The organism is Paraburkholderia sp. PAMB 6770, assembly GCF_057748135.1.
Window position 1 is genome coordinate 1,417,606 of the sequence record NZ_CM173239.1, and the last position, 25,070, is coordinate 1,442,675.

At 65.8% G+C, this 25,070-nt stretch carries 17 protein-coding genes and 1 pseudogene; 12 read left to right on the plus strand and 6 right to left on the minus strand.

Translation table 11 applies throughout. The annotated features are described in order from the left end of the window. Positions 1–197: 197 nt before the first annotated feature. Both AC3AP7_RS23705 and AC3AP7_RS23710 read left to right on the plus strand, forming a co-directional pair. On the plus strand, positions 198–578 hold the full coding sequence (locus AC3AP7_RS23705; RefSeq protein ID WP_487362751.1) for an HrpB1 family type III secretion system apparatus protein: 381 nt from the start codon (positions 198–200) through the stop codon (positions 576–578). A 255-nt stretch (positions 579–833) separates the two neighbouring features. Then, positions 834–2,270 (plus strand): helix-turn-helix transcriptional regulator, encoded by a 1,437-nt coding sequence (locus tag AC3AP7_RS23710; protein ID WP_487362752.1) that lies wholly within the window; start codon positions 834–836, stop codon positions 2,268–2,270. A 354-nt stretch (positions 2,271–2,624) separates the two neighbouring features. Here AC3AP7_RS23710 and AC3AP7_RS23715 read toward each other — a convergent pair whose 3' ends face one another. Genes AC3AP7_RS23715 through AC3AP7_RS23730 form a run of 4 tightly spaced genes read right to left on the minus strand, consistent with a single transcriptional unit; the run spans position 2,625 to position 4,698 of the window. After that, positions 2,625–3,419: a hypothetical protein gene (locus AC3AP7_RS23715; protein WP_487362753.1), complete on the minus strand. Its 795-nt coding sequence runs from the start codon at positions 3,417–3,419 to the stop codon at positions 2,625–2,627. Then, positions 3,329–3,943, minus strand: coding sequence for a hypothetical protein (locus tag AC3AP7_RS23720; protein ID WP_487362754.1), 615 nt, complete (start codon positions 3,941–3,943; stop codon positions 3,329–3,331). The genes AC3AP7_RS23715 and AC3AP7_RS23720 overlap by 91 nt, the downstream gene beginning before the upstream one ends. Then, positions 3,940–4,500 (minus strand): PAAR domain-containing protein, encoded by a 561-nt coding sequence (locus AC3AP7_RS23725; RefSeq protein ID WP_487362755.1) that lies wholly within the window; start codon positions 4,498–4,500, stop codon positions 3,940–3,942. Before AC3AP7_RS23725 ends, AC3AP7_RS23720 begins: the two co-directional genes overlap by 4 nt. 12 nt (positions 4,501–4,512) lie before the next feature. Continuing rightward, complete coding sequence (locus tag AC3AP7_RS23730) at positions 4,513–4,698, minus strand: PAAR domain-containing protein (protein ID WP_487362756.1); 186 nt, start codon at positions 4,696–4,698, stop codon at positions 4,513–4,515. 243 nt (positions 4,699–4,941) lie between these two features. On the opposite strand from AC3AP7_RS23730, the pseudogene AC3AP7_RS23735 reads away from it, so the two are divergent. Further along, positions 4,942–5,049 (plus strand): annotated as a pseudogene (locus AC3AP7_RS23735) (recombinase family protein); the annotation flags it as partial. A gap of 141 nt (positions 5,050–5,190) precedes the next feature. Here the strand turns inward: AC3AP7_RS23735 and AC3AP7_RS23740 are convergent. Both AC3AP7_RS23740 and AC3AP7_RS23745 read right to left on the minus strand, forming a co-directional pair. Then, complete coding sequence (locus AC3AP7_RS23740) at positions 5,191–7,998, minus strand: hypothetical protein (protein WP_488324824.1); 2,808 nt, start codon at positions 7,996–7,998, stop codon at positions 5,191–5,193. A gap of 1,258 nt (positions 7,999–9,256) precedes the next feature. After that, positions 9,257–10,573: a hypothetical protein gene (locus tag AC3AP7_RS23745; protein ID WP_487362759.1), complete on the minus strand. Its 1,317-nt coding sequence runs from the start codon at positions 10,571–10,573 to the stop codon at positions 9,257–9,259. 393 nt (positions 10,574–10,966) lie between these two features. Between AC3AP7_RS23745 and AC3AP7_RS23750 the strand changes: the two genes are divergently transcribed. From AC3AP7_RS23750 to AC3AP7_RS23790, 9 genes are all read left to right on the plus strand, one after another. Beyond that, positions 10,967–12,082, plus strand: coding sequence for a phage tail tip lysozyme (locus AC3AP7_RS23750; RefSeq protein ID WP_487362760.1), 1,116 nt, complete (start codon positions 10,967–10,969; stop codon positions 12,080–12,082). Between the two features lie 48 nt (positions 12,083–12,130). Beyond that, positions 12,131–12,505: an HrpB1 family type III secretion system apparatus protein gene (locus AC3AP7_RS23755; protein WP_487362761.1), complete on the plus strand. Its 375-nt coding sequence runs from the start codon at positions 12,131–12,133 to the stop codon at positions 12,503–12,505. A 116-nt stretch (positions 12,506–12,621) separates the two neighbouring features. Further along, a complete protein-coding gene (locus AC3AP7_RS23760) occupies positions 12,622–14,529 on the plus strand; it encodes a YdcF family protein (RefSeq protein ID WP_487362762.1) in 1,908 nt (635 codons plus the stop codon). A gap of 223 nt (positions 14,530–14,752) precedes the next feature. Continuing rightward, positions 14,753–18,415 carry a hydantoinase B/oxoprolinase family protein gene (locus AC3AP7_RS23765; protein ID WP_487362763.1) on the plus strand — a complete coding sequence of 1,221 codons (3,663 nt, stop codon included), beginning with the start codon at positions 14,753–14,755 and terminating at the stop codon, positions 18,413–18,415. Between the two features lie 93 nt (positions 18,416–18,508). After that, positions 18,509–19,261 carry a DUF969 domain-containing protein gene (locus AC3AP7_RS23770; protein ID WP_487362764.1) on the plus strand — a complete coding sequence of 251 codons (753 nt, stop codon included), beginning with the start codon at positions 18,509–18,511 and terminating at the stop codon, positions 19,259–19,261. Then, positions 19,258–20,214, plus strand: a complete 957-nt coding sequence (locus AC3AP7_RS23775; RefSeq protein WP_487362765.1) for a DUF979 domain-containing protein — start codon at positions 19,258–19,260, stop codon at positions 20,212–20,214. Before AC3AP7_RS23770 ends, AC3AP7_RS23775 begins: the two co-directional genes overlap by 4 nt. Positions 20,215–20,307: 93 nt before the next feature. After that, positions 20,308–21,240, plus strand: a complete 933-nt coding sequence (locus tag AC3AP7_RS23780; protein ID WP_487362766.1) for a LysR family transcriptional regulator — start codon at positions 20,308–20,310, stop codon at positions 21,238–21,240. 202 nt (positions 21,241–21,442) lie between these two features. Further along, positions 21,443–22,966, plus strand: a complete 1,524-nt coding sequence (locus tag AC3AP7_RS23785; protein ID WP_487362767.1) for a methyl-accepting chemotaxis protein — start codon at positions 21,443–21,445, stop codon at positions 22,964–22,966. A 589-nt stretch (positions 22,967–23,555) separates the two neighbouring features. Next, positions 23,556–24,623, plus strand: coding sequence for a porin (locus tag AC3AP7_RS23790; RefSeq protein WP_487362768.1), 1,068 nt, complete (start codon positions 23,556–23,558; stop codon positions 24,621–24,623). The last annotated feature ends 447 nt before the right edge of the window (positions 24,624–25,070 follow it).

The following is a 25,070-nucleotide window of genomic DNA, read 5'->3' on the forward strand; positions in this document are numbered from 1 at the left end:
CGCTTCTCCGCGTTGCCCGATCGCCGCCGCAGCGCCCGTGCCGGCGACGCGGTTCGGATTTCGCGGCGCGCCTTCGCGGCGTCCGGATGAGGCCGCCACGCGTTGGGTACAGTGCGCTCACATCGCGTCGTTTTTCCAGCGGTTGCCGCGCGCGTCGCGCGCGGCGCCGGAACCGATCCAACCGACAGGGGGAGTCCATGAACAACAGCTTTGCGGAAACGCTCGGCGCCGCCGCGCACGTCACGCAGTCCGTGATCGAATGCATCAGCCGCGACCGGCTCGATGAAGCAAGCCATCTCGTCGCGCAGATGCACGACGCGCATCCGTCGACGCGCGACAGCCTCGCGTTGCCGGTGATGATCGCGCTGAAGGGCGGCCGGCTGCACGACGCGTGGCAGCTCGTCAACGGCTTGCCGGAAGAACGCCATCCGGAACTGAAGGCGCTCTGTCTGCAACTGCTCGGCGATCCGACGTGGCGCGGCTATGCGGAGACCCACGAGAACAGCGACGACCTCTACGTGCGCGCGGTCATGCGCGCGCTGCTCGGCAAGCCGGACGACATCGCCGGCCACGCCTAGCCGGATCGCCGCGGTGTGCGGCCGACCCGCGAGAAACCGCGAGAAACCGCGAGAACCCGCGCACCCCATCCCGTGCGCCGGCCGCGCTCGCGCGTTGCCGCTTCGCGCCCCCCGCTGCCGGGCGATCGCGGAAGGTAACAAAGCATCACAAACACATGAAAGTCGAAAACCGAGGTGGAAAGATCGAGGCCATGGTTCAGGCCAATCCGGGCCGACCGATCTTGCAACGCTGTCTCTCTCACAGAGGAGCACCTCATGTTCTCGGCAATCTACTTCGCGGCCGCATCGACGCTGTCGTCCCTCCAGGCGCCGGAGATCACCGCATCCCAGATCCTGGGCGGCCGCTGGCTCGAAGCGGCGAACGCGCTCGGCCGCCGCGCCGATGCCGACGTCGGGGTGAAGGCCGGCGCGGCCGACGTGCAGTTGCTCGGCGACCTCCAGCTGATGACCGGCCGCCTCGAAGACGCCGAGGCCTCGTATCGCCGCGCGCAGAAGCTGCTGCAGGGCGCGCGTGACGAACTGCGCATCCTGTCGTGCCGCAACACCGGCTGGCAGGCGCTGTTTCGCGAGCAGTTCAGCGTGGCGCTGAACTGCTTCAAACGCGTGATGGACGAGGCCGAAGCGAGCGCCGAGCGGCGGCTCGACAGTCTCGTCGGCATGACGCTCGTGCTGCACCAGCTCGGCAACACGCAAGCGGTGTGCGCCCAGCTCGACGAACTCGCGGCGCTCGCCGCGCGCCACGCCGATCCGCGCTGGAGCGCGCTCGAACAGGCGCTGCGCTGGGATTTCCTGACCCAGTACGATCTGCACCGCGCCGACGCGCTGGCGGATCACGTCTACTGGCGCTCGGAGGCGGTCGACTTCCTGCCGCTCGGCGCGGGCGACGTCGAGACGCCCGCGCCGCATGCGCGCTGCGCGGCCGTGACGCTGCTCGCGGACCGCCTGCGCTATCTGGAGCGTCTGCGCGCGCTAGCCGCGGGCAAGGCGCTCGCGATCGACACGACGGAGCCGCACCTGCAATGGATCCGGCAGCTCGGCGTGCCCGAGTATCGCCGCCGCCTGAATCTGGAGATCGCGCTCGCCGCGGTGGCCGCGTGCTCGCCGAACGTCGCCGAGACGATGCTCACGCAATGCGAAGGCGCGGGCCTGCAGCACAGCCAGCATGCGCGCTGGTATCTCGACTATCAGTACTGCCTCGCGAAGGTGCGCCAGCAACAGGGCCGCATCCAGGAGTTTTCGCAGCTCTACGGGCGCTATGCGTTCGCGTCGATGCGGCACGTGCGCGCCGACGCCACGCTCGTCTCGCTGATCCACTCGCTGACCTCGCAGGGCCGGCCGGGCAACGCGGACGATATCAGCGCGCGGCTGCCGGGCAAGTACCGCCGCGCGTATCGCTACATGATGGACAACCTCGACCAGCGCGACCTGTCGGTGCGCGAGATCGCGACGCACATCGGCGTGACCGAGCGGGCGATCCAGGCCGTCTTCAAGAGCACGCTCGGACTCTCGCCGAGCCAGCTGATCCGCCGCCAGCGAATGGAGCGCATCCACCGCAGCCTGAGCGACGACGGCGACTCCGTCACGAGTGTGCTCGACGTCGCGAAGAAGTGGGGCGTGCAGCACCGCTCGACGCTGATCAACAACTATCGCCAGTTCTTTCACGAAGCGCCGTCGGAAACGCTGGCGCGATGAGAGGGTAACGGGCGGCGGCCGGCGCGCCGCCTGTGGCGGGTTCGGGGCTTCGCGTTCGCGCATCGCGCTGGTGATGGGCCCCGTGCCACGGATGCAAGAACGGAGGGCGCTGGCCGGACCTGCACAACCGGGGATAACAGAGCCCACGGCAGCCGGCTCGCCAGCACCGCCAACGGATGCTGGAGATCGATCATCTGCACCAGCGGTTGACGGAAAAATCACCGTTTTCGCTCACTCCAACATCGAAAAATTCGCAGAAATCCACCTCTCATGTATCTATTCTCGGGGAATCGGGTATCGCCCAACACTGGGGAACACCTGTCGACGGGCCTCTACGGGATGCCGCAGGGGCGACTAATTACCGCCTTCAACTGAAAACTGAAACGGTATCTCTGGATGCGCAAATCTAAGCCGCAGTGGGCCTGGAAACGGGATCGAGACGAAGCGCTGATTCTCAAACGAGTAGTACGACACTAACAAGCCAACGCGGGACTCTTGTGCACCATCGAACAGGTAATTGTTCTTCGGAAAGGCTATCTTGCCGTCCTTCGTTGCCACTACCGCTCGACATGACGAAAGTAAGCCTGGCAGATGCAGAAACGTCGGCTTGCGTGCCAGAGGGTCCACCAAAAGGAATATCTGCTGGTGTCGGTCAGCTTCGCCGGAACCACTTCCGCTTCCTTCCACGCACAGAAGGGGAGGACGATTGCGCGCCCCCGCCGCGAGAAACACCTTCGCGCTGCCCGGATAAATGTCTATGGCATGCTCATCCGGAAACGCCGTTGCCCGCGCAAAGCGGTAGGTTTTGGCGTTGACCGCCATGCGATCCTCCGCAACCTCGATTTGCACAGCCTTGCCGCCTATGCTGGATCGCAGACTTGCGTGAATACCCCGTTCGTCGGGATATGAATACATCCTCCCGGCGTCTTGCCTGATCGGGTCATGGAACACTGCACCCAGCTGGGCAGCATAGAACGCATCATAACTGCCGTAAAATCGGGCACCATGTGCATTGCTCGACAGGGCGGCCAAAGCTGCCATCAGCATCGCTATGGATTTCATCGGTATGCCTTCCCGCGGCTGGCTTTCAGGTAATCGGGGTTGTGCATCCAAAATACCGTGCCGCCGTGTGCCGCCGTCGAGATCCATACCGAATCGTAACGGCCGCGTTCGCCGCCATCGACGACTTTTCCGGTCTTCTTGCTACGGACTTTCCAGCGCACGATGACCTCGCGCCGTTTCTCCTGAACGCCGAAAATGTTGTCAGACGCGGAACCCCATTTGAAGCCATCACGCACCTTGGGATGGTTCGCATAATTGGTCTTGAAGTCGAGCCCGTCCCACCAGAATGCGCCGTTTGACGGGTCGGTCCCATCGTTGTTCAATGCCTTTTCAGCCCAGTCGATAGCCAGCTTCATCCCTGGATTCAGTTCAATTTCGCTGTCAGGCGTGCGCATCAATTTGTTGAATCTCGCGTTGGAGCCATCCCATGCATATGAATAGTTCGGATCCGCGGCACGCAACTCCGACACGGTCTTTCCACCCCATGCTCGACACCGGTTTGCCACGGCAAACGCAATGCCCCCGATTTCCTCCGAGTCGTTCGCCGGGGATGCTTCCCCATAAGCAATCGCGGCAAGCAATCGCACGTTCTGGCTGATTGCGCCGCTCATCGCACATCCCCTTCACGCCAAGCCACGAAGACCAGATCTGGAAACGCCTTCTTCGAGAACGCGCGTGTTCTCCCGCAGGCTAGCGTCGCGTCGTAGACGAGAGATTGCTCACCACTCGATAGCTTATAGGTCATCCCTTCGATAGGCGCTTCGGTTTTCGCGTCAACAATTTCGAAATAATGTTCGAGATCCTCGTCGGCGTCCACTATCGACAGCCCGCGTGAACTGGCGTAAGGAGCGGCCAGCGTAGCCGCCTCATTCGCAGTGAAAGTCATCGACATGCCGCGCTCAGCGTAGAAGACCGGCGGCGGATTGCAACCGCAGACGTTGATATCGCCGCTCAGTGCCCATTGCTTGCCGTTTGGTCCGGTGCCGGGCCAGCGCGGCCCTTTCGGCGCGATAAACCCTTCCCGCTTGCAGGCCGTGCAGTACGTTTTCATGTAAAGCGTGGCGATATGCACCCGCGGAGGCGGGTTCGAACAGGTCACTCTGTCAAGACCTTCGGTAATCACGGCGCTCCCGGCGCGGTCTCCCCGCGCGAGGAAATAGCGAATCATGCCCCCTCCGCATCAGCCGTTCACGGTCGAACGCTTCACGACAGCGTATTCGGCCGCCCCGTCGGTAATGGTGGATTTGCTGCCATCTTCATAGGTCACCGCGTCGCCAATGCGCGCAACGGTGAGGCCTGCAATCGTCAAACCACTTGACGCTTTCGTGATGCGGCCGCCACATGCCGTCAGCGCCCCGATGCTCAAAAACAGATGCTTCGACCAGGTCGAGGAATCGGTATGATCATATTTTTCTTATGCAATGCTTAGCATATCTTGAAAGCCTTTCGATGATTCTTTACTCCAACAAACGAGGGTTTGATGGACGACTGCGGAGCATGAACCAAATATTGCACAGGGCCGCACAAGCGGCGGCCGGAATTGGTATTCATACATCAAAGGCAAACTATACTACGTATACATCGGATAACTTATAATTTGTATGCTGATATGTTGATTGGCTACGCGCGAGTTTCAACCGACGGCCGGTATCCCGACCTGCAACGCGATGCGCTTGTGAAGGCGGGCTGCGGACGTGTGTTCGAGAACACCGCGAGCCGGGCATAAGCGGAGCGCACCGGGCCAACAATTACGCGGCGATCAGTGCCTGGTTTGCCCTGCATGAAGCCGCTGAAGCTTAACGCGTATCGCAGGGAAGCGGGGCGCTTTCCGCTCGGGGCACTCGTCGAGCGCGGCAAGTCACTGCTCTGCGCTATCTTTCGCTTGCCGGCCGGGCTCCGATGATTCCCATGACGGCGCCGCCGCGCCCGAACGCGCCGGATCGTCGGCCGGAGCGGGACGGCGCCGCGCGGATTCGGTCAGCGCCGTGCGCACGTCGGGGCTCTTTTTCAGGCCGTCGTAGTAGGCCGGCCGCGACAGCCGCAGCGCGCCCGTCGCCGCCCCCTGCACGAGCGGAGAGACGATCGACACCATGCTGCCGGTTGCCATCGCGCGCGCCAGTTCGAAATGGAAGCGCGCCTTCACGCGCAACGGCGCGCGATCGTAGAGCCCCTTGTAGAAGTCCGATGTGCGGTTCAGCTTCAGCGTCGCGACCGTCTCGCCATCCACCGAGAGCGCGATCTCGTCGGGCATCGCCCCGTGCGTTTCGATCGTGTCGGCCAGTTCGTCCAGCGCGGCGGACGCCGCGGGATCGTCCGACGAGAACGCGCCGGCAGCGGACGTCGGGAGTGCGAGCGTCAGCCTGAGCGGCGTGTGGTCGACGAGCAATGCGCGCCACAGGCGGTCCAGCAAGGTCTCTTTCACGCGCGCGCGCTCGGCCGACGTATAGTGCGCCGTAAACGGCGCCGTCCCCTGAGGCAGCAGTTGCCCGTCGCGCTGGTCGCCATAGCGCGGATGCAGCTCGACGCCATGCGTGGCGTCCACATGCTCGATTGCGTGCAGGCCGATGCTGTACGCGCCGCCCGCGATGTCCGCCGTCGCGGCGATCGTCGCAGACGCGCTGCCTGTCACCGTGTAGCGCTCCGCCTCGCCGGCCGCGAGCGTCTTGGCGAGCCGTGTGGCCTCGACCTGGCGGCGGCCGTCGCCGGTGAAGAGCGCCTGTGCGTCCCCGTTGCGTACCGCGAGGAGCGCGACGGCCGCCGACCGCAGCGCGCGCGGCCGTGCTGCTTCGCCGCCCGGTACGGCATCCGCGAGGAGGGCGGGCAGCGGCCCGGACACCGCGGCGTGCGCGGGATCCGGCGTCGGCCCGGCGTCCTTCAGATGCTTGTGTGCCCATGCAAGGTTGATCCAGTCCACGTGAGCGCGCCTGAAACCGGCGCGCATCGCGTCGCGTCGCGCATCGCGCGCATCGCGCGCGGGGTGTCGCGTATCGGGCGTATCGAGTGCGTCGGGCGCGCCATGGCGCTTGTGCCGGGAGCGGTGTGCCGCATCGGCAAGCTTGCGCGCGGCAACCGACACCGTGCCGCCCAGCAGGCGGTCCATGTTCTCGAAACGCATGCGGTACGGCGGCTTTCTCGCACTGAGGACGATGTCGGTCTGGAAGTGATCGCGATGCGCCTCGCTGAACTCGACGTCGAGTTCGTGCAACGCCTGCTCGACGGTCGCCTTCAGCGCCTCCAGATCACTGCCGGGGGCGGCGCGGGCATCCGCATTGTGTGTGTTGTGCGCGCTTTCTGCGTTGGGCGCGTCGTCGAGCACGCGCTGGATCGCGTGCGCGCGTTCGTTGAAGTGCGCATAGTCCGTCCAGTTCTGCAGCGGCGTGACGTCGTCGCGCGCGTTGTCTTCCTGCGCGACGCGGCGCAGCGCAGCGAGCATCGCCGTGCGTGCGCCGGCGCGCGCGTCCTCGCCCTTCGCCGCGCGTCGCGCCGCGATGTACTCCCGCCAGATCTGCGCACGCGCGCGTTGCTGGTCGCGCGCGCGCGGGCTCAGCAGGTCCGGCAGCTTGCCGACCGCGACGAAGCCGCGGCGCAGCTTCCTCGCGCCTTCGCGGCCCGGCCAGGGGCTCAGCTGCGGCCCGACGTACAGCAGCAGACGCACGAAGAGCAGCGCCGCGCTCGCGCCCATCGTCGCTTTCGCGGACAGCACCGCGGGCGTGATGATACCCATCACCGTGGTCGACAGCGCCGCGAGGCCGGCCACATAGCTCGTCAGCAGGGTCTTTTCGTTGCCGCGGAATTCGATCGCACCGCTTTCGTTCTTTTCCTTTTGCGTCAGGCGCTTTTCGCTGTGCGCGCAGAACCGCGCGAATGCGATCGCCAGGTCTTCTTCGGCGTGGGCCTGTTCCTCGGGGGTGCGCGCCTGCGCGTGCGCGGCCATCGCCTTGTCGATCCGCCGCACGTCGCCGATCAGCTTGTGCAGATGCAGGACCGAGGTCGCCGACGTGTACGCGAGGCTGTGACCCACCTTCGCACCCGGTGTCGCATCGGAGCGGGCGAGCGGCATCACGTCCTCGGTGCCCGCATTCAGAAAACGCAGCTTGAGCGACTGAAACGAAAATACCGACGACAGCAGCGTGACCAGCCCCTGCACGATGGACAGCGCGAGCCCCACCGGCGGACTGGCCGACGCGGCGTACTGCGCGACGCTCAATCCGCCGTTCAGCAGCGACGCCCCCATGACCCGCTGGCGATGCAGGCCGCCCGTGCCGGTGTTCTGAAAGCTGGCGAGGATCCGGTCGACCTTGCGTGCGTCGTCGATGCCGACGATCGCGAGCGAAGCCTTGACCATTTCGTCGTAGTAGGCCCGTTCGCTCGAACCGTCGGGCAGCAGACGCAGCGCGTTCAGGTGCGCGGGAATCTCGTCCGCGTGAGCCCGCTCGAAATTCAGCGCGCACAGTCGCGAGAAGGCCGGGATCGACGCGGCGGCGACCTGCTCGTTGCGCCAGCCGTCGCAGATCTGCGCGACGGCCGTCTCGTTCCAGCCGTCGAACTGGATCGCGGGGCGGTACGGTACGTCGTGAATGTGGATCAGCTGGCGCAGCCGGCTTTTCACAGTGCCGCCGGGCGGCAGCGGCGCGTCGCTGGCACCGGACGATGCGGCGACGTCCACGGGTGCTGCGGTGATTTCGCGCGTCGCGCGGGTGTGCGTGGGCCGCGCGTGCTGCATCGGCGGATCGGCGAGCGCGCGGGCCGGGCGTCCGGTTGACGCGCGGGCCGGCGCAACCGGGGGCGCCGCGAGAGCGCGATCTGCGGGGGCCATCGGCGGGGCAACGGCGGTTGTGGTGGGTGTTGCGGGTGTTGCGCCCGGTGCGCTCGTTGCAAGCGGTGCAAGCGGTGCCGCCGGCAAGGGTGGCAAGGGTGGCAAGCGCGGCGGTGCGCCTTGCCCGGTTTGCTCGCGGTTTGCCGCTGGTCGCGCCGACGCCGTCGTCGCGAGTGTCGAAGCGGGCATACGCGCGGCCGGGTCGGACGCAACGGACGCAACGGTCGCTGGTTCGCGCGGCGTCGCTGCGCGGCGCGGCGGCGCCATTCCTGCCGACCTCGGTTCCCTCCGTGCGCGGGCGCGCGTTCCTGCCGGCAACGTCGACGATGTGTCGTCCGGTTCTGCCGGCGCGACCGGAGCCGCCGGCGCATGCCGCGCGCGGCGCATCGTCGCCAGCTCCGCGAAGTAGCCCGTCAGCTTGCGCAGCCGCGACCGGTTGGGAGCGGGCACCGCCGCGCGCGAATCGGCGTGCGCGGCGGTGCCCGGATCGGCGTCGACCGTGGACGATACGACAGGCGGGTGCGCGTGGCTGCGATGAAAGAGAGGCATGGGATGGTCTCGATGCGATCGACGCCCTGCTGGGCGATCGCGGCAAGGGGCGATCCGTTTGAGGTCTGTCCATGCTGTCGTCCGCATGTGACAACCCTTGTCACATTGCGCAGCGATCCGCGGAAAAGCGAAGTGCCGGCGGACCATGCCGCTTCAGGCCGGCGCGGAAGCGAAACGTGCTGAGGTGCTGAGGTGCGGACGCGATCATCATGTCCAAACGCGGCGGGTGTCGCGAATGAAGCGAATGAAGCTGAAGCGAACGGCGCAAACGCGAGGCGAGGGTGCGGAATGGGGACACCGTGGGCCGCCACGCCACGCTGCGCTGCGGCCAACGGCGGCAGGTGCCAACCGGCGGCACCAGCCCGCGGCCGCGCAGATGCAGCATCGATGCGCCGATGCGCCGATGCGCCGATGCGCCGATGCGCCGATGCGCCGATGCGCCGATGCGCCGATGCGCGCCAGTCTAGCCCGTTGCACGCGTGCGCGTCGCGGCACGCGCGGCGTCCGTCTTCACACGGGTGCCGTTGCCGATCCCGTCAGCGCCGGGCGGTGCGCCCCATCACGAGAACACTACGGCGAGGTTGCCGTTGGTCATCAGGCTGCTTGCATCGTCGTACGTGCTGTCTTCGGCCGGCTTGCCGACGCCGACGTAGCCCTTGCCTTCGGGAATCTTGCTGTACAGGTAGGCCGCGGCCGCGTCGGTGGGCGCATCGGGTCCGCTCGCGTCGGGGCTCGTCGCGCTCAGCGGAGGGGCGATGCCCCAGTTGCCGGCCTTTGCGTCGGCCGGAACGTTGGCGAACAGGTTGCCCTGATAGCCGCTCGACTGGCCGTCGCTCGAATAGATGTTCATGTTCGAGTTGGCCCCGTAGATGTAGCTCATGTCGAACGCGGTCGAATGACCCGAGCCGTTCGACGAGAACGTCACCTCGCCCTGGTTCCAGGCGGAGCCGTTGCCGGTGGTGGTCTTGAAGTTGAACCCGGGGCCGTTTTCGGCGAAGGTCAGATTCACCGTGCCGCCCGGGGGAATCGTGAACTGTCCGTTGCTGCCAACACCCGCCGGCAGCGATTGCCCCGCACCCATCGTCAGTTGCACGGTGAGCGGCTGGTCCGTCTTGTTCTGGAACGGGATCGTGTTCCATTGCCCGGAGAACTGGACGCCGCCGGGCGTCGCGCCCGACGTCGACGATGACGATGACGTCGTTCCGGTGCCCGACGTACCAGACGTACCCGACGTACCCGAAGAGCCCGAGGAACTCGACGAGCCGGCCGGCGGCGCCGACGTATCGGTGGACTTCTGCTCGGCGTCGACGCCGGCCGGCGGGCTGCCGGAACTCCCCGAACCGCTGGAACGACCGGATGTGCCGTAGCCGTCCCCGCCGTTGCCGGAGACGGGGGGATCGTTCGACGTGCCGTCGCCGCTGCTGTCCTGCCCGTCGAGGTCGGCCAGCAGCGTCTGGAGCAGTTGTTCGAGCGCCTGCGACATCCCCTGCGACGAACCCGGCTGCGCGCCGGACGACGCGGCCCCCGAGTCGTCGTTCCCCATCTGCAGGCTCTGCAGCAGATCCTGCAGGATCATCGCGACCCTCTGCGCATCGCGCGTCGACGCATCCAGCGACCCGTTGCCGCCCGCCTGCGATCCCCCCGGCGTCTCCGATCCGGCCGGCGCATCCTGTGAGGGCGGCACATTCTGCGTGGACGATTGCATCTGCGCGAGGATGTCGCGTTCGAGCATCGCCATGCACATCAGGATTTCCTCGGAGAGACCCCACGAACCGGCGCTGCCCGCGTTCGCGTTCATCCCGCCGGTCGTGCCGCCGTCCAGATTCTGCGTACCGAACGGATACGGAGAGAGCGGCATCATCAGATCAACGGACACGGGGCCCTCCTTTTCGCAGATCACACACGTCGTTTATGCATTCCTGCGGCGCCGCCGGAGCAGGGCCACGTGAACGCAGCGTAATGCGCGGCGCGGCACACCGCACGGGCAACGCGAAACGGCGAAGCGTGCGGCGAAGCGCGCAGCACGACGCGCGGCGAGGTGCCGCGAACCGGTTGCACCGTCTTCGCATGCGCACCGGAAAGTTCGGATCGGCAGCGGTACGCCCGCGCAACCGGACTAGACTGCCCGAAAGCTCTGTCGGGCTGCTTTGCCGGGCTGAATCTCGCGCTTTTTTTTCGCGCGTCGTCGTCGGGCCGCGCGCTTCAGCCCTGATCCTTCATTCATGCGCGGCCGCGCGTCATCGCGCGGCCGTCCTACGGGAAGCGACTCATGTCCATGCTCGTCGATCAGGCGTTCGACCCGTCAAGCGCGTACGGCTTCGGCGGAAACGACGGTGTTTCGGGCTTCGGTGCAAACGGCGGTGCGCAGGGTCTGTCCGCCGAGGTGCAGGGTCTGCTTGCCGCGCTGGAGCAGGACATCCTCGAATGGATGCAGTCGTCGATGCAGAACGCGCAAAGCAGCCCGAACGGGCAGGACACGCCGCCGGGATCGGGGTCCTCCGGTGGCACGCAGACGGACGGTGACGGATCGCTCGATCCGTCTTCACGCGACGCGCAACTGCTCGCGCTAATCCTGCAGGAGCTACTGCAAAGCCTGCAAACGGGCGACAACGATGCAAGCCCGTCGTCCTCCGACGGTCAGTCGGGCGCGTCGTCCGGCACGTTGCAGGCCATCGAGCAGTTGCTGCAAATGCTGCTGTCCACCATCGAAGGGCAGGGCGCGAGCGGCGACGGGTCGGGCAGCGGCGACGGCACGTCCAACGACTTCCCGCCATCCGGCAACGGCAGCAACGGCCTCAGCGGTTCGGACAGCACGCCGCCGGGATCGGATAGCGGACAGCCGCCGGTCTACGATGCGACGCCGCCCGAATCGGCGAGCGGCAGTTCTTCCGGCAGCAAGACGAGCGGTGCCACCGACGACCCGGACAATACGGACAACACGAAGAACGTGGTCGCGAGCTATCTTTCGCAAGCCGGTCTCGGCAAGGCGGGGATCGCGGCGGTGCTCGGCAACGCGCAGCAGGAGTCCGGTTTCGAATCCGACGTCAACGAAGGCGGCGCGCGCGGCATGCCCAACAGCGACGTCGCCGAGGACAACAGCGACGGCTATGGCGTGTTCCAGATGAGCGGTGCGCAGAAACAGGCGTTTCTCAACTACGCGAACGCACACAATCTGAATCCGGAAGACGCCAACACGCAGATGCAGTATCTGATGCAGGATCCGCAATTCACCAACGCGATCCAGGCGGTCAAGTCGGCCGAGCAGGGCGGCGCATCGCTGGATGACCTGACGCAGATCTTCGCGCAGCAATACGAGAAGGCCACCAGCATGCAGATGGGCAATCGCGAGCAGTATGCGCAGGCACAACAGGCGGCGGGCTACTGACGCGCGCGCCGCCGCCGGCTCGCATGATCGATCACCACACCACGCACGATGAATCCGCTCCCATCCGAACCGGACAGCGACGCACTGTCGATCACGAAGCTGATTTTCGCGTACGCGCGGGCGGGTCATTTACACGAAGCGCAGATGATGCTGGACCATCTGCACGCGGCCCATCCCGCCACGCGCGACATGCCGGCGGTCCAGGTACTGCTGGCGCTGAGGCGCCGGCAGCCGCTCGATGCCTGGCAGGTCGTCAACGGACTGCCCGACGAACAGTGCCCGGAGCTGAAGGCGCTGTGTCTGAAGATCCTCAACGACCCGGCCTGGCAAGGTTACGCGGTCGCACACGAGGACAGTCCCGACCTGCACGTGCGCCGCATGATGAAGCGGCTGCTCGGCAAGGCCGACGAGCATGACCGCTGAACGGTGCGCTGCATCGCTTCGCTATTTATGATATTTATTCGCACTACGAATCAAAATACCAGCGGAAAAGCCTCAGCATAAGATCACTTTCACTTGCGCAGCTGCGCGTCGTCATCATGGTTTCGCGCGTCGAACACTCGCTCGTCCCGTCCTGGCCCGACGCCTCGCTGCCGGCCGGTGCGCCGCCCTCGCTGCCCCCATCGCCGCCCTCCGCGGACGGGGCATCCCGGGCCGCATTCGCGCCGCTGGTGGCACCCGCGACCCATCGACTGCATCGTTCGGAGCATCGCGAACGGCTTCATGCGGCGGCCGCGTGCGCGCTGATCGACGGCAAGACGGCTGGCAACTTCGCACAGGCGCGCAAGCTGCTGCAGCGTATCGTGCGCGACGTCCCGGACGACTGGAATGCTCGCGCATGCCTCGCGTTCATCGCGTGGAGCGAGCGCGGTGTCGATGCCCGCTCGCTCGCGATGATGGAGCGCATCGCGCCGGCAAAGGCAGCCCAGTTGCGCAAGGTTCACGCGCTGATCGAACAGACGCTCGCCGAATGCGCATTCGAGCCCGCGACGCCGGGTAACGGCGAGCATCCCGCGATCGTCGTGCCCGGCAAGCAGCTGACCGACGACGGCGAGATCGACGACGACCTGCGCGAGCGTCTGACCACGGCGCTGCAGATCGCACGGGCGTGCCCCGCCGCGCCGGTCGTGCTGAGCGGCGCGGCAACCGTCACGGACAAGGCGGAATGCGACGTGATGGCGGACTGGCTCGAACAGGCCGGCATCCCGCGCGAGCGCATGCTGCTCGACCGCGAAGCCACGGTCACGACGGCGAATGTGCTGCGCACGATCGCAATGTTGCGCACGCGCACGGACGTGAACGCGGTGCGCTTCGTGACGTCCGACTATCACATGCGACGCGCGAGCGCGATCTTCCGCATTGCGCTGCTGCGCAGCGGGCTGCCGATGACGCTGAAACCCGTCATCGCAGGCGGCAGGGTATTGCCGGGCGCGGCCGGCAGCACGGAGCGCATCGCCGTGTACCTCGATGCGCTGCGGGCATGCGAGCTCGTCGCGAATCGCGCCCAGCCGGCGTTCTACCGGGACGCGCAGGGCATCGGCGACCGGCTGCTGGGCGATCCGGAGGCGACGGTGCGGGTCGACATGCACGCGCCGCCCGAATGGGGCGACCCGCCGGCGTTGCGCGATGTCGTGACCGTGACGCAGCTAAGCGAGGGCGAGCTGGTGCGCTCGGCTGCCGGCGCGCTGCTCGCGCGCGTGTTGTCCGCGTTCGGTGTGACGCCGAGCGGGCGCATCGAGATCCTGAAGAGCGTGGACGTCGAGCATCCCGCGAAAGCGGTGACGGACGCATGCGCCGAACTCGGCCTGCAGGTCACGAAGATCGAGGACGCCGACGAGCGGATCGCGGTCCATGTAGCCGGCGCATCCGCCGCATCCGCTGCGAACGTTGCGGTCCCAAAGGCCCTGGGCGCTCCGGATACCGTGAATACCCTGAGCACCCTGAGCACCCTGGGCGCTCCGGCGGCGCGATCCGGCGAGCGCGTGCCGCTGATGCGGGCCGCTCCGGACGACAACGCGCGCGAGCCGACCTCGCTGGTGGTCGGCGGCGCACGGTTCGCGGTGACGCCGGCGGGGCAGGCCCGCATGAACGGCGCGCTGCACGCAATCGACTTCGACAGCACGCATGCGATACCGGACGGTGCGCTGCGCACCGTGCGCGTGCATCTCGACGACCTCGGCGAGGCCGACTGGACGCACGCAGGGTGGATACGCGTCGGCCGCGAAGCAGCGCGCCTGCTGGGGCCGGACGGCCGCCTCGTCATCTCGACAGGCCGCAAGCCGCATGTGCCGCGCGCGCTCGTCATCGACGCGCTGAAAGCGTGCGGTTTCCGCAAGGTCGCCGCGTTGGCGACGTACCGGATGGAGACTCCGTTTTATCCGCCGATGTCGGATCCGGCCGCGGGCGGCGTCACGTTCACCGCGACACGGAAGGCGCGCGCCGTGTAAGCGCCGTGCGCGGCGCGGCAGGTCGTTTCGCGGAAGCGCCGCGGCAGACGTTTGCGCACCGGTATACGGTTTTTTTATGCGCGGAATTTATTTTTCTGGCTCGACTTCGCGTGCCGCGCGCTTCGACAATGGCCGCCATCAAACAGAGGCGGCAGCGCCACGCATGCGTTGCCCGCCCATTCCCTCTAGTTCGAGGAGACCGGAGATTCATGCAATGAACGCAATGCAACCGACCCCTGAGACGGGCGACGCATCCGCCGGCAGCGCGGATGCCGCACGCTGGCAATTCTGGGTGGACCGGGGAGGAACATTTACCGACATCGTCGCGCGCCGCCCGGACGGCCGGCTGGTGACGCACAAGCTGCTGTCGGAGAATCCGGCGCGCTATCAGGACGCGGTGGTTCAGGGTATACGCGAACTGCTCGGCCTCGGCGCACACGACGCGCTGCCGCACGCGCGGATCGAGGTCGTCAAGATGGGCACCACGGTCGCGACCAACGCGCTGCTCGAACGCAAGGGTGCGCGCACGCTGCTCGCGATCACGCGCGGGTTCGCGGACCAGTTGCGCATCGGCTATCAGGAGCGCCCGGATATTTTTGCGCGCCATATCCAGCTGCCCGAACTGATGCACGAGCAGGTGATCGAGGTCGAGGAGCGGATCGACGCGCACGGCAACCTGCTGGTCCCGCTCGACGAAGAGCGTACCCGTCAGGCGCTGAAAGCGGCGCGCGCGGCGGGCACCACGTCGATTGCGATCGTGCTGATGCACGGCTACCGCTTTCCGGCGCACGAACTGCGCGTCGAGGCGCTCGCGCGCGAATGCGGCTTCACGCAGATTTCGGTCAGCCACAAGGTGAGTCCGCTGATGAAACTGGTGGGACGCGGCGACACCACCGTGGTGGATGCATATCTGTCGCCGGTGCTGCGCGATTATGTCGGCCGCGTGACGCGTCATACCGGCTCCGTGCCGCTGATGTTCATGCAGTCGAGCGGTGGTCTCGTCGAGGCCGCGCGTTTCCAGGGCAAGGACGCGATCCTGTCCGGGCCGGCGGGCGGCATCGTCGGTGCGGTGAAAACGTGCGAGGCCGTGGGCGAGCACCGTGTGATCAGCTTCGACATGGGCGGCACGTCCACCGATGTCGCGCATTACGACGGCGCCTATGAGCGCGTGTTCGAAACCCAGGTGGCCGGGGTGCGGGTCCGCGCGCCGATGATGGACATCCATACGGTGGCCGCGGGCGGCGGCTCGATCTGCAGCTTCGAGAACGGGCGCTTCAAGGTAGGGCCGGAGTCGGCCGGCGCCTACCCTGGCCCGGCGTGCTACCGCAACGGCGGCCCGCTGACCGTCACGGACTGCAACCTGATGCTCGGCCGCGTGCAGGCCGCGCATTTTCCGCCGGTGTTCGGGCCGCAAGGCGATCTGCCGCTGGATGCGGACATCGTGCGCGAGAAATTCAATGCGCTGACCGAGCGCGTATTCCATGAAACCGGCCGCGCGATGAGCGCCGAGGCGATCGCCGAGGGGTTCCTGACGATCGCCGTCGACAACATGGCACAGGCGATCAAGAAGATTTCAGTCGAACGCGGCCACGACGTGGCCGACTATGCGCTGTGCGCATTCGGCGGCGCGGGCGGGCAGGCGGCCTGCGCGGTGGCCGAGGCGCTCGGCATGCGGCGCATCGTGCTGCATCCGCTCGCCGGCGTGCTGTCCGCGTTCGGCATGGGACTCGCGGATCTGCGCGTGCTGCGCGAGCGCGCGGTCGAGGCCGCGCTCGACGAGCGCGCGGTCGACGCGCTGCGCGATACGTACCGCACGCTCGAAACCGACGCGGTGAACGACATTCTCGCGCAGCGCATTCCGCGCGAGCAGGTGCGCGTCGTGCGTGCCGCGCGCCTGAAATACCAGAACACGGATTCGACGCTGGAAGTGCCGTTCACGGATGCGTCGACGATGGCCCAGGCGTTCGCGCTGCTGCACAAGAAGCGTTTCGGCTTCGTAATGCAGGGCAAGGCGCTGATTCTCGAATCGGTGATGGTCGAAGCAGTCGGCCTGACCGAGCGGGCGGCATCGGTGGCCGGCGGCCTGCTCACGCAGGGCGGCGTCGCGCGCAACGACGCGCGGATCCCGATGTTCATCGACGGACAGACGCAGCCAGTGCCGCTGCATCTGCGCCATACCCTTGCGCCGGGCGCCGTGCTGGACGGCCCCGCGCTGATCGCGGAGGATATCTCCACGATCGTGCTGCAACGCGGCTGGTGTGCACGCGTGCTCGAAGACGGCACGCTACTACTCGAACAAGACACTCATTCTGCTGACAACGCGCCTCTCGCAACCGGCGTGATCACCACCGAGCGGCATCCGGTGCATCTGGAGATCTTCAACAACATCTTCATGTCGATCGCCCAGCAAATGGGCGTCACGCTCGAAAAGACCTCGTATTCGGTCAACATGAAAGAGCGTCTCGACTTCTCGTGCGCGATCTTCGACCGCGCCGGCGGCCTGATCGCGAACGCGCCGCACATCCCCGTGCATCTGGGCTCGATGAGCGACAGCGTGCTGAGCGTGATCCAGCAGCACGGCGCGACGATGCGGCGCGGCGACGTCTACATGCTGAACGTGCCGTACAACGGCGGCACGCATCTGCCGGACATCACGGTCGTGATGCCGGTGTATGCGGACGAGCGCGACGAACTGCTCTTCTACGTCGCCGCGCGCGGCCACCACGGCGACGTCGGCGGCATCACGCCGGGCTCGATGCCGCCCAACAGCACGACGATCGAAGAAGAGGGCGTGCTGCTCGACAACGTGAAGATCGTCGATGCCGGGCAGTTCCTCGAAGCGGACGTGCGTGCGCTGTTCCTCGCGGGGCCCTATCCGAGCCGCAACGTCGACCAGAACGTCGCCGACCTGATCGCGCAGATCGCTGCGTGCGAATGCGGCGCGGCGGAGCTGCTGCGCGTCGTGGCGCGCTACGGCGCGCCGGTCGTCCTCGCTTACATGGGCCACGTGCAGGACAACGCGGAAGAAGCGGTGCGCAACGCGATCAGCGCGCTGCGCGGCGGCGAGTTCGCGTACGAGATGGACGACGGCGCCGCCGTGCGGGTGAAGGTCTCGATCGACCACGACAAGCGCCAGGCGCGGGTCGATTTCACCGGCACGAGCGAGCAGCGCCCGAGCAATTTCAATGCGCCGCGCTCGGTGTGCAAGGCAGCGGTGCTGTACGTGTTCCGCACGCTGCTCGACGACGGCATTCCGATGAACGAAGGCGTGCTGCGGCCGATCGACATCGTGATTCCGCACGGCTCGATGCTCAATCCCGCCTATCCCGCCGCGGTGGTAGCCGGCAACGTCGAAGTCTCGCAGTCGATCACCGACGCGCTGTACGGCGCGCTGGACATCATGGCCGCATCGCAGGGCACGATGAACAACTTCACCTTCGGTGACGACACACATCAGTACTACGAAACGATTGCCGGCGGATCCGGCGCCGGCGCGCATCATCCGGGCACATCGGCGGTGCAGACGCACATGACCAACTCGCGGATGACCGATCCGGAAGTGATCGAATGGCGCTTCCCGGTGGTCGTCGAGCAGCATGCGATCCGCACGGGCAGCGGCGGCGCCGGGTCGCAGACGGGCGGCGACGGCGCGGTGCGGCGCATCCGCTTCACGCGCGCGATGACGGCGAACATCCTCGCCAATCGTCGGCGCGTGCCGCCGTTCGGACTCGCGGGCGGCGAGAGCGGTCGCGCCGGACGCAACTGGATCGAGCGCGCCGATGGCGCAATCGAGCGCTTCGATGCGACACATACGGCCCATGTCTTCCCGGGCGATGTGTTCGTCATCGAGACGCCGGGAGGCGGCGGCTACGGGCGCGCCGGCTAACCGCGCGCGGTGCGCGGGCGGACCGCGCACCGGCGCCCGCCGTCTCGCCTCGCCGGCGAGCACATTTCAACCCATTTTCAGGGGGAATCGTTCATGCAACATGCAGTCAACCTCTACCCGCTGATCGGCATCGCCGTGATCATCGCGGGCTTTCTGCTGCGCTTCAATCCGATGCTGATCGTGACGGCTGCCGCGATCATCACCGGGCTGGCCGCGCATTTTCCGGTCGAAAAGATCCTTGCGGCGATCGGCACCGGCTTCATCAAGACCCGCAACATTCCGCTGATCATCCTGTTGCCGCTCGCGGTGATCGGGCTGCTCGAACGGCACGGCCTGCGCGAGCGCGCGCAGACCTGGATTGCGGGGATCCGCGCGGCGACGGCCGGGCGTCTGCTGATCGTCTATCTGCTGGTGCGCGAGCTGACCGCGGCGGTGGGCCTGACCGGTCTCGGCGGTCATCCGCAGATGGTGCGTCCGCTGATCGCGCCGATGGCCGAAGGCGCCGCCGAAAGCCGCTACGGCAAGCTTCCAGAGGCCGTCCGGCTGCGCCTGCGCGCACTCGCGGCCGCCACCGACAACGTCGGCTTGTTCTTTGCGGAAGATGTTTTCGTCGCATTCGGCGCGATCGTACTGATGACCACCTTCCTGCGCGAAGCCGGTATCAACGTGCAGCCGATGCACGTCGCCGTGTGGGGCATTCCGACTGCGATCAGCGCGTTCGTCGTGCATGGCGTCCGGCTGTATCTGCTCGACCGCAAGCTCGACCGCGAACTGCTCGGCAAGGGCGCGAAGGGCGTGGAGAGCGCGACACCGCATACCCAGTTTGCTACCGGAGACGAAGCATGACGCTCACCATTCAATATCTGTTCTGGCTGCTCGGCATCGTGCTGCTGATCGTCGGCGGCATGATCCTCGCCGACAGGGAGCATCCGCGCCGCTTTGCGGCCGGCGGCTTCTGGATCATCTATGCGGTGATCTTTCTCGTCGGCGAACTGCTGCCGCCGCCGCTCGTCGGCGCGCTGGTGATCGTGATGGCGCTGATCGCCGGGTTCGGCGGCGTGACGGCCGGCAAGGAGAAAACGCTGTCGCTCGAAGCCCGTCAGGCGAGCGCGCAGCGGCTCGGCAACAAGCTGTTCATGCCTGCGCTGACCATTCCGGTCGTCACCGTGGTGATCTCGCTGGCGGCGAGCCATCTGGTATTCGGCGGCGTGCCGCTGTTCGAGCTGGCGAACGTCACGCTGATCGGCTTCGGCATCGGCTGCGTGATCGCACTTGCATTTGCCTGCTGGATGACGCGCGACTCGGTCGGCCAGTCGATGAAGGAAACGCGCCGCCTCGTCGACGCGCTCTCCTGGGCCGCGGTGCTGCCGCAGATGCTCGGCATGCTCGGCCTCGTGTTCTCCGATGCGGGCGTCGGCAAGGCGGTGGCGCACGTGACGACCACGTACATCGACCTCGACTACCGCTTCGTCGCGGTCGCCGTCTACTGCATCGGCATGGCGGTCTTCACGATGGTGATGGGCAACGGCTTCGCCGCGTTTCCGGTGATGACGGGCGGGGTCGGCGTGCCGATCCTCGTCGGCATATTCCACGCAAACCCGGCGGTGATGGCGGCCATCGGGATGTTCTCGGGCTACTGCGGCACGCTGATGACGCCGATGGCCGCGAACTTCAACATGGTGCCCGCCGCGCTGCTCGAACTGCCGGACAAGAATGCGGTGATCAAGGTTCAGGTGCCGACGGCGATCGTCTTGCTTGTCATCAACATTTTTCTGATGAATACTTTTATGAACCTGTAAAGCCCACCATCGCCGCGGCTTGCAGGCTCCTGCACGAGGTCTGCCGGAATCGGCCAGGGGGTGCGGGCGAAGCCGGCGGCGCGGAGACCGGAAGTGAATCTGAAGTTTCTCGAGACGTTCATCTGGGTGGCCAAGCTGCGCAGCTTCAGCCTGGCCGCGGACAAACTGCATTCGACGCAGGCGGCCGTCTCGAGCCGGATCTCGGTACTCGAACAGGATCTCGGGACCAAGCTGTTCATTCGCGAACCGAAGGGCGTGATGCTCACGCGCGCGGGCGAACGTGTGCTGCTGCACGCGGAGCACGTGAGCGAATCGATGTCGCGGCTGCGCGAGTCGCTGCAGGACGAGAAGCTCGCGTTCGGCACGATCCGCATCGGTGCGATGGACAGTGCGATCCACTCGTGGTTTACCGATTTCATCGCCGACGCGATGCGGCAGTATCCGAACCTCGATATGGAGGTCACCGCCGATACCGCGTTGAACCTGAACGAGCAGTTGCGGCGCGGAATGCTCGACCTCGTGCTGCAGACCGACATGCTGCGCGACGAAACGATCCGCAGCATCGAACTGCTGCAGTTGCCGGTCAGCTGGATCGCGGCGTCGCACGCGGAAGTGGCGCGCGGCTTCGACGGCATGTCGCCGGCCGAAGCGTTGCGCCGGCTGGGCCGCGAGCGGCTGATCACGTACTCGCGCCATTCGCGCCCGCATCAGGACCTGCTGCGGCTGATGCAGTCGAGCGGCATCAGCGACGCGAAGGTCAGTTGCGTGAATTCCGTCGCGGCAATGATCATGCTCACGCAGGCCGGATTCGGCGTGGCCGCCATGCCGCCCGCGCTCGCACCGGATCTGCTGAAGAAAGGCCTGCTGTGCGTGCTGGAAGGGTTGACCACGCCGTCGCCGATGCCCTTTGTCGTCGCCTGGCGCTCCGGTTCCGAATGGACCGAGCGGCTGGTCGAGGTCGCGATGGAAGCGGCCCGCAACTATGCACTGAAACTCGGCAACGGCGCGAGCTATAGCGTGGTCTGAAGCCGCGCCGCGACCCGGGCGGACGTCGTATCCGCGCGCGCCGGAACGCGACGCGCGCGGCGCATCGAGCTTCACGCATGTCCCGCTTTTTCCACGGGGACATTTTACTGGCGCCGATCGTCACGATCCGCGCCACTTTTTTATGTCGGACTGCTTAGTGTAGTACGTTCGACGGTGCGAATGGAACGACCGGGGAAATCGGATGAACGCACAGGATTCAGGCAATGCGATGCGTACGGAGGTGGCCGGCGGGGAACGGGCGGTCGACGCGACGACCCGCCGTCCACCGCGCAGCTTCTGGCCGCGCGCACTGGTTCGCGCGATGACGCGCGGCGCGCTCCGCTCGCCTCGCCAGCGGGTGAAGGCGCTGATCGGCGCGTTGCGCACCACCGGTACGCGCATCGGCATCGAAGCCGCGCGGCTCAGCCGGCATATCCAGACTACCGGCGAGCTGACGCTGCAGCAGCGCACGCTCGCTGCCGACGCGGACGCCCAGAGCGTGGCCGTGGCGCGCGCGGTGTCGTCGGTGAGCGGGCATGTCGATACGGTCCTCGCATCGACCGCCGACAACCGGAATGCGATTTCCGAGGCCCACCGCGACCTCGCGGACGTGTCCGCGCGCAATCGCAGCGCGCACGCCGAGCTCGGCGTGGCCGCGCAAGGTATCGGTGCGCTGCGCGAGCGCACCGCGCGGATTCGCGACGTCGTCCAGCTGATCGACGGCATTTCGGCGCAGACGCAACTGCTCGCAATCAACGCTTCGATCGAAGCAGCGCGGGCAGGGGAGGCGGGCCGCGGATTTTCCGTGGTAGCCGCCGAGGTCAAACTGCTTGCCAGGAAGGTGCAGGACGCGAACCGCCTGATTGCGAACATCGCCGGTGAAACGATGACGGGCGTCACCGCGTTGCAGGAGCAGGTCGAAGAGGTGCATCACACGAGCAGCCATTGCACCGAGGTGATCGACCGCAGCGTGACCCGCTTCGCGGAGGTGGCCGCCGCGCTGGAGGCGACCGACCGGGATATGGCGCGGGTGCGCCACGCGTTCGATGAAATACAGCGCGCGAACCTGACGCTCTCGACGCAGGTCCACGAGATTCGCGAGCGTTCCGACGCGGTCGCGCACGCGATGACGAGCGCGCGGGAGAGCGGCATGATTCTGCGTGACAGGACCGAGAACCTCCACGAGATCGGCGCGGCGTTTTCGGTGCCGGGCAGCGTATACGACGTGCTGCTGGGCGACGTCAGCGCGTTTCGCGACCGCGTTCAACGGTATCTGACAAGCGAGGTGCAGCGCGGCACCGACGTGTTCGACCAGCATTATCGGGAAGTACCCGGCACGTCGCCGCAAAAATACACGACCGCCTACGACGAAGCGGTCGAGGACGAGTTGCAGCGTCTGTTCGACGCGATGCTCGACGCGCGACCCGAGCTGATTTTCGCGGTGGCGTACGACTCGAACTGCTATATGCCTGCCCACCATCGACGCTTCTCCGCGCCGCTGACCGGCGATCCGGATATCGATCTGCGCACGAGCCGGCATAAGCGCATCTTCGCGGACGATACCGGCAAACGGTCGGCGACATTTCGTGGGCACTACCTGTTGCAGACCTATCTGCGCGATACCGGCGAGGTGGCTTGCGTGTTTTCGATGCCGATTGAAATCAACGGACGTCACTGGGGCTGCGCGCGGGTCGCGTTCGAGCCGCAACTGTTGCTGGACGCGTAAGCGCGCCGTCCGCGCATAAGCCGTTTCCTCTTCTTCGCACGCGATCGGTCGCACGGCTGATCGCCGTCCTGTTACGAGCACCGACGCGCGCGCCATGTGCGCCCGATGCCGCCTCACGTTTCGATATCCTTCGCGCTTTTCCTCGCGGAAAAGCAACGCTTTTTCTCCGGCGAATTACATGTCTTGTTTAAAATAAAAAGGCGAAATATCCTTTACCGGATATTGCCATACCCAGCCGGCACGCGGCTTCGGCATGATTTCATGAAATCATATTTAATATAAAGATGCGCATGTGATTTTGTTGTGACGATGATTTAATTTTCTGGTTCGACTTGAAATATCAAACCAGCAACAATTTTCCCTGCTCGGGGCATCGTTGCACTATCAGGCACGCGCCCTGGCGCCGGACAGGGGCCGCTGTTTGTCGATGACGGCGGCTCGCCAGCTGTCCGGAGTGAATCGGCGTGACATCACATCGTCCGGGTGCCGGGATCGTAGCGGGCCGAAGGATGCGATGAGACCACTCGACTTCGGGATCGCGAGATCTTTTGCGGATCATGCGCTTATACAATAGAGAGGAGTACACATCATGCGGAAGTTGAATTTACTCGTTATCGCACTGGGCTTCGCGGCGAGCACGAGTAGCTTCGCACAAAGCAGCGTCACCCTTTACGGGACCGTCGACGGCGGGTTGCTCTATACGAGCAAAACGCCGAATGCGGTGACCGGGCAAAACGCCGGCAGCCAGTTTTCGATGATCGACAGCGGATTGTCGGCATCGCAATTCGGATTGAAGGGCAACGAAGATCTCGGCGGGGGACTGAAGGCGAGCTTCGAACTCGAAAGCGGCATCAGTATCGCGAACGGCGGCTATAACGATTCGAACGGCAATCTGTTCGGCCGCCAGGCTTGGGTTGCGCTGAGCGACGAGCGGTTTGGGGAAGTCAAGGTCGGCTTGCAGTATTCGCCGTTCTTTCTGGCGATTTACGATTCCGATCCGCGCGACCTGTCACAGTTCGGCAGCGGCCTGATCACTTACGCCGACAACGTGATCCTGACCGGTATCTTCAACGCGAATGCCGTGTCGTATACGAGCCCGAAGATCGCCGGATTCCAGGGCAGCATGATGGTTGCGCTGGGCGGCGAGGCGGGTGATTTCCAGGCAGGGCGGCAATATTCGGGCAGCCTGAAGTACGAGCACGCCGGCCTGATGGTGAACGCCTCGATCTACGACGGCAATGCCGGCGGTACCGCGGACACGCCGGTTCCGACAACGGTGGCATTCGAAGGACGAACGCTCGGCGCGGCATACAAGTTCGGTGCGCTGACGGCCAAGGCGTCTTTCGTGAACTATAAGGTTGCGGGCGCATTCAACGCCAACGTCTATGGCGGCGGACTCGACTATCTGGCGCTGCCGGATCTGGACATCAACGGAGGGGTCTGGGTGACGAGCGACCGGGACAACTCGACCAACCACTCGGTAATGGGAGCCGTGGGCGCGAACTACCTGGTTTCACGGGAGACCACGCTGTACGCGCAATTCGGCATGGTGAATAACCACGGTTCGATGAACACGGGCCTGTCGGTGGACGGCGGACTGACCGGCGTCGAGGGAACGACGACCGGTGTGGATGTGGGTATCCGGCATACGTTCTGAGTTCCGTCATCGGGTTCGGACGCGTCCGGCCCCGGGGCGTGATGGCGTTCCCGCTCTCGCGTGCGAGGGGGAACGCCTGCTGTTTGCCTCGGGCGGGCGGGGGCGGTGCAATGCGGTGCGCGTTGCTGGAAGTCGGCGACACCAGAATTGATATCAGGATTCTGTATCGCCGAAATTTCCCGGACAAAGTCTCAGCGTGAAGACCGATGTTTTGTGATTTGACAAATTCGGCGATCGAATGCCATCGCCGTGTTCCGTCTTTTTCGATGATTGGTGAAATTTAGAATATCAGTATTCAAATGGTCCTGTCCGAGTGGCCAGGTTGGAAAGAGACATGGGTCGGCGAGGTCGGCCGCCGCCGCGTGCGCACGCTCATGAAGCGCATGGGCGTGGAGGCGCTGTACTGCAAGCCTTTCAGATATACGTCGTCGGCCGACGTCGTGGTCG

What these genes read in the sequence shown, in the direction of transcription:
- AC3AP7_RS23760 (WP_487362762.1), top strand. Translation starts at nt 12,622, where the DNA reads ATGGTTTCGCGCGTCGAACACTCGCTCGTCCCGTCCTGGCCCGACGCC.
- AC3AP7_RS23715 (WP_487362753.1), bottom strand. Translation starts at nt 3,419, where the DNA reads ATGGATCTCGACGGCGGCACACGGCGGCACGGTATTTTGGATGCACAA.
- AC3AP7_RS23710 (WP_487362752.1), top strand. Translation starts at nt 834, where the DNA reads ATGTTCTCGGCAATCTACTTCGCGGCCGCATCGACGCTGTCGTCCCTC.
- AC3AP7_RS23755 (WP_487362761.1), top strand. Translation starts at nt 12,131, where the DNA reads ATGAATCCGCTCCCATCCGAACCGGACAGCGACGCACTGTCGATCACG.
- AC3AP7_RS23770 (WP_487362764.1), top strand. Translation starts at nt 18,509, where the DNA reads ATGCAACATGCAGTCAACCTCTACCCGCTGATCGGCATCGCCGTGATC.
- AC3AP7_RS23705 (WP_487362751.1), top strand. Translation starts at nt 198, where the DNA reads ATGAACAACAGCTTTGCGGAAACGCTCGGCGCCGCCGCGCACGTCACG.
- AC3AP7_RS23785 (WP_487362767.1), top strand. Translation starts at nt 21,443, where the DNA reads ATGAACGCACAGGATTCAGGCAATGCGATGCGTACGGAGGTGGCCGGC.
- AC3AP7_RS23790 (WP_487362768.1), top strand. Translation starts at nt 23,556, where the DNA reads ATGCGGAAGTTGAATTTACTCGTTATCGCACTGGGCTTCGCGGCGAGC.
- AC3AP7_RS23750 (WP_487362760.1), top strand. Translation starts at nt 10,967, where the DNA reads ATGTCCATGCTCGTCGATCAGGCGTTCGACCCGTCAAGCGCGTACGGC.
- AC3AP7_RS23775 (WP_487362765.1), top strand. Translation starts at nt 19,258, where the DNA reads ATGACGCTCACCATTCAATATCTGTTCTGGCTGCTCGGCATCGTGCTG.
- AC3AP7_RS23720 (WP_487362754.1), bottom strand. Translation starts at nt 3,943, where the DNA reads ATGAGCGGCGCAATCAGCCAGAACGTGCGATTGCTTGCCGCGATTGCT.
- AC3AP7_RS23725 (WP_487362755.1), bottom strand. Translation starts at nt 4,500, where the DNA reads ATGATTCGCTATTTCCTCGCGCGGGGAGACCGCGCCGGGAGCGCCGTG.
- AC3AP7_RS23765 (WP_487362763.1), top strand. Translation starts at nt 14,753, where the DNA reads ATGCAACCGACCCCTGAGACGGGCGACGCATCCGCCGGCAGCGCGGAT.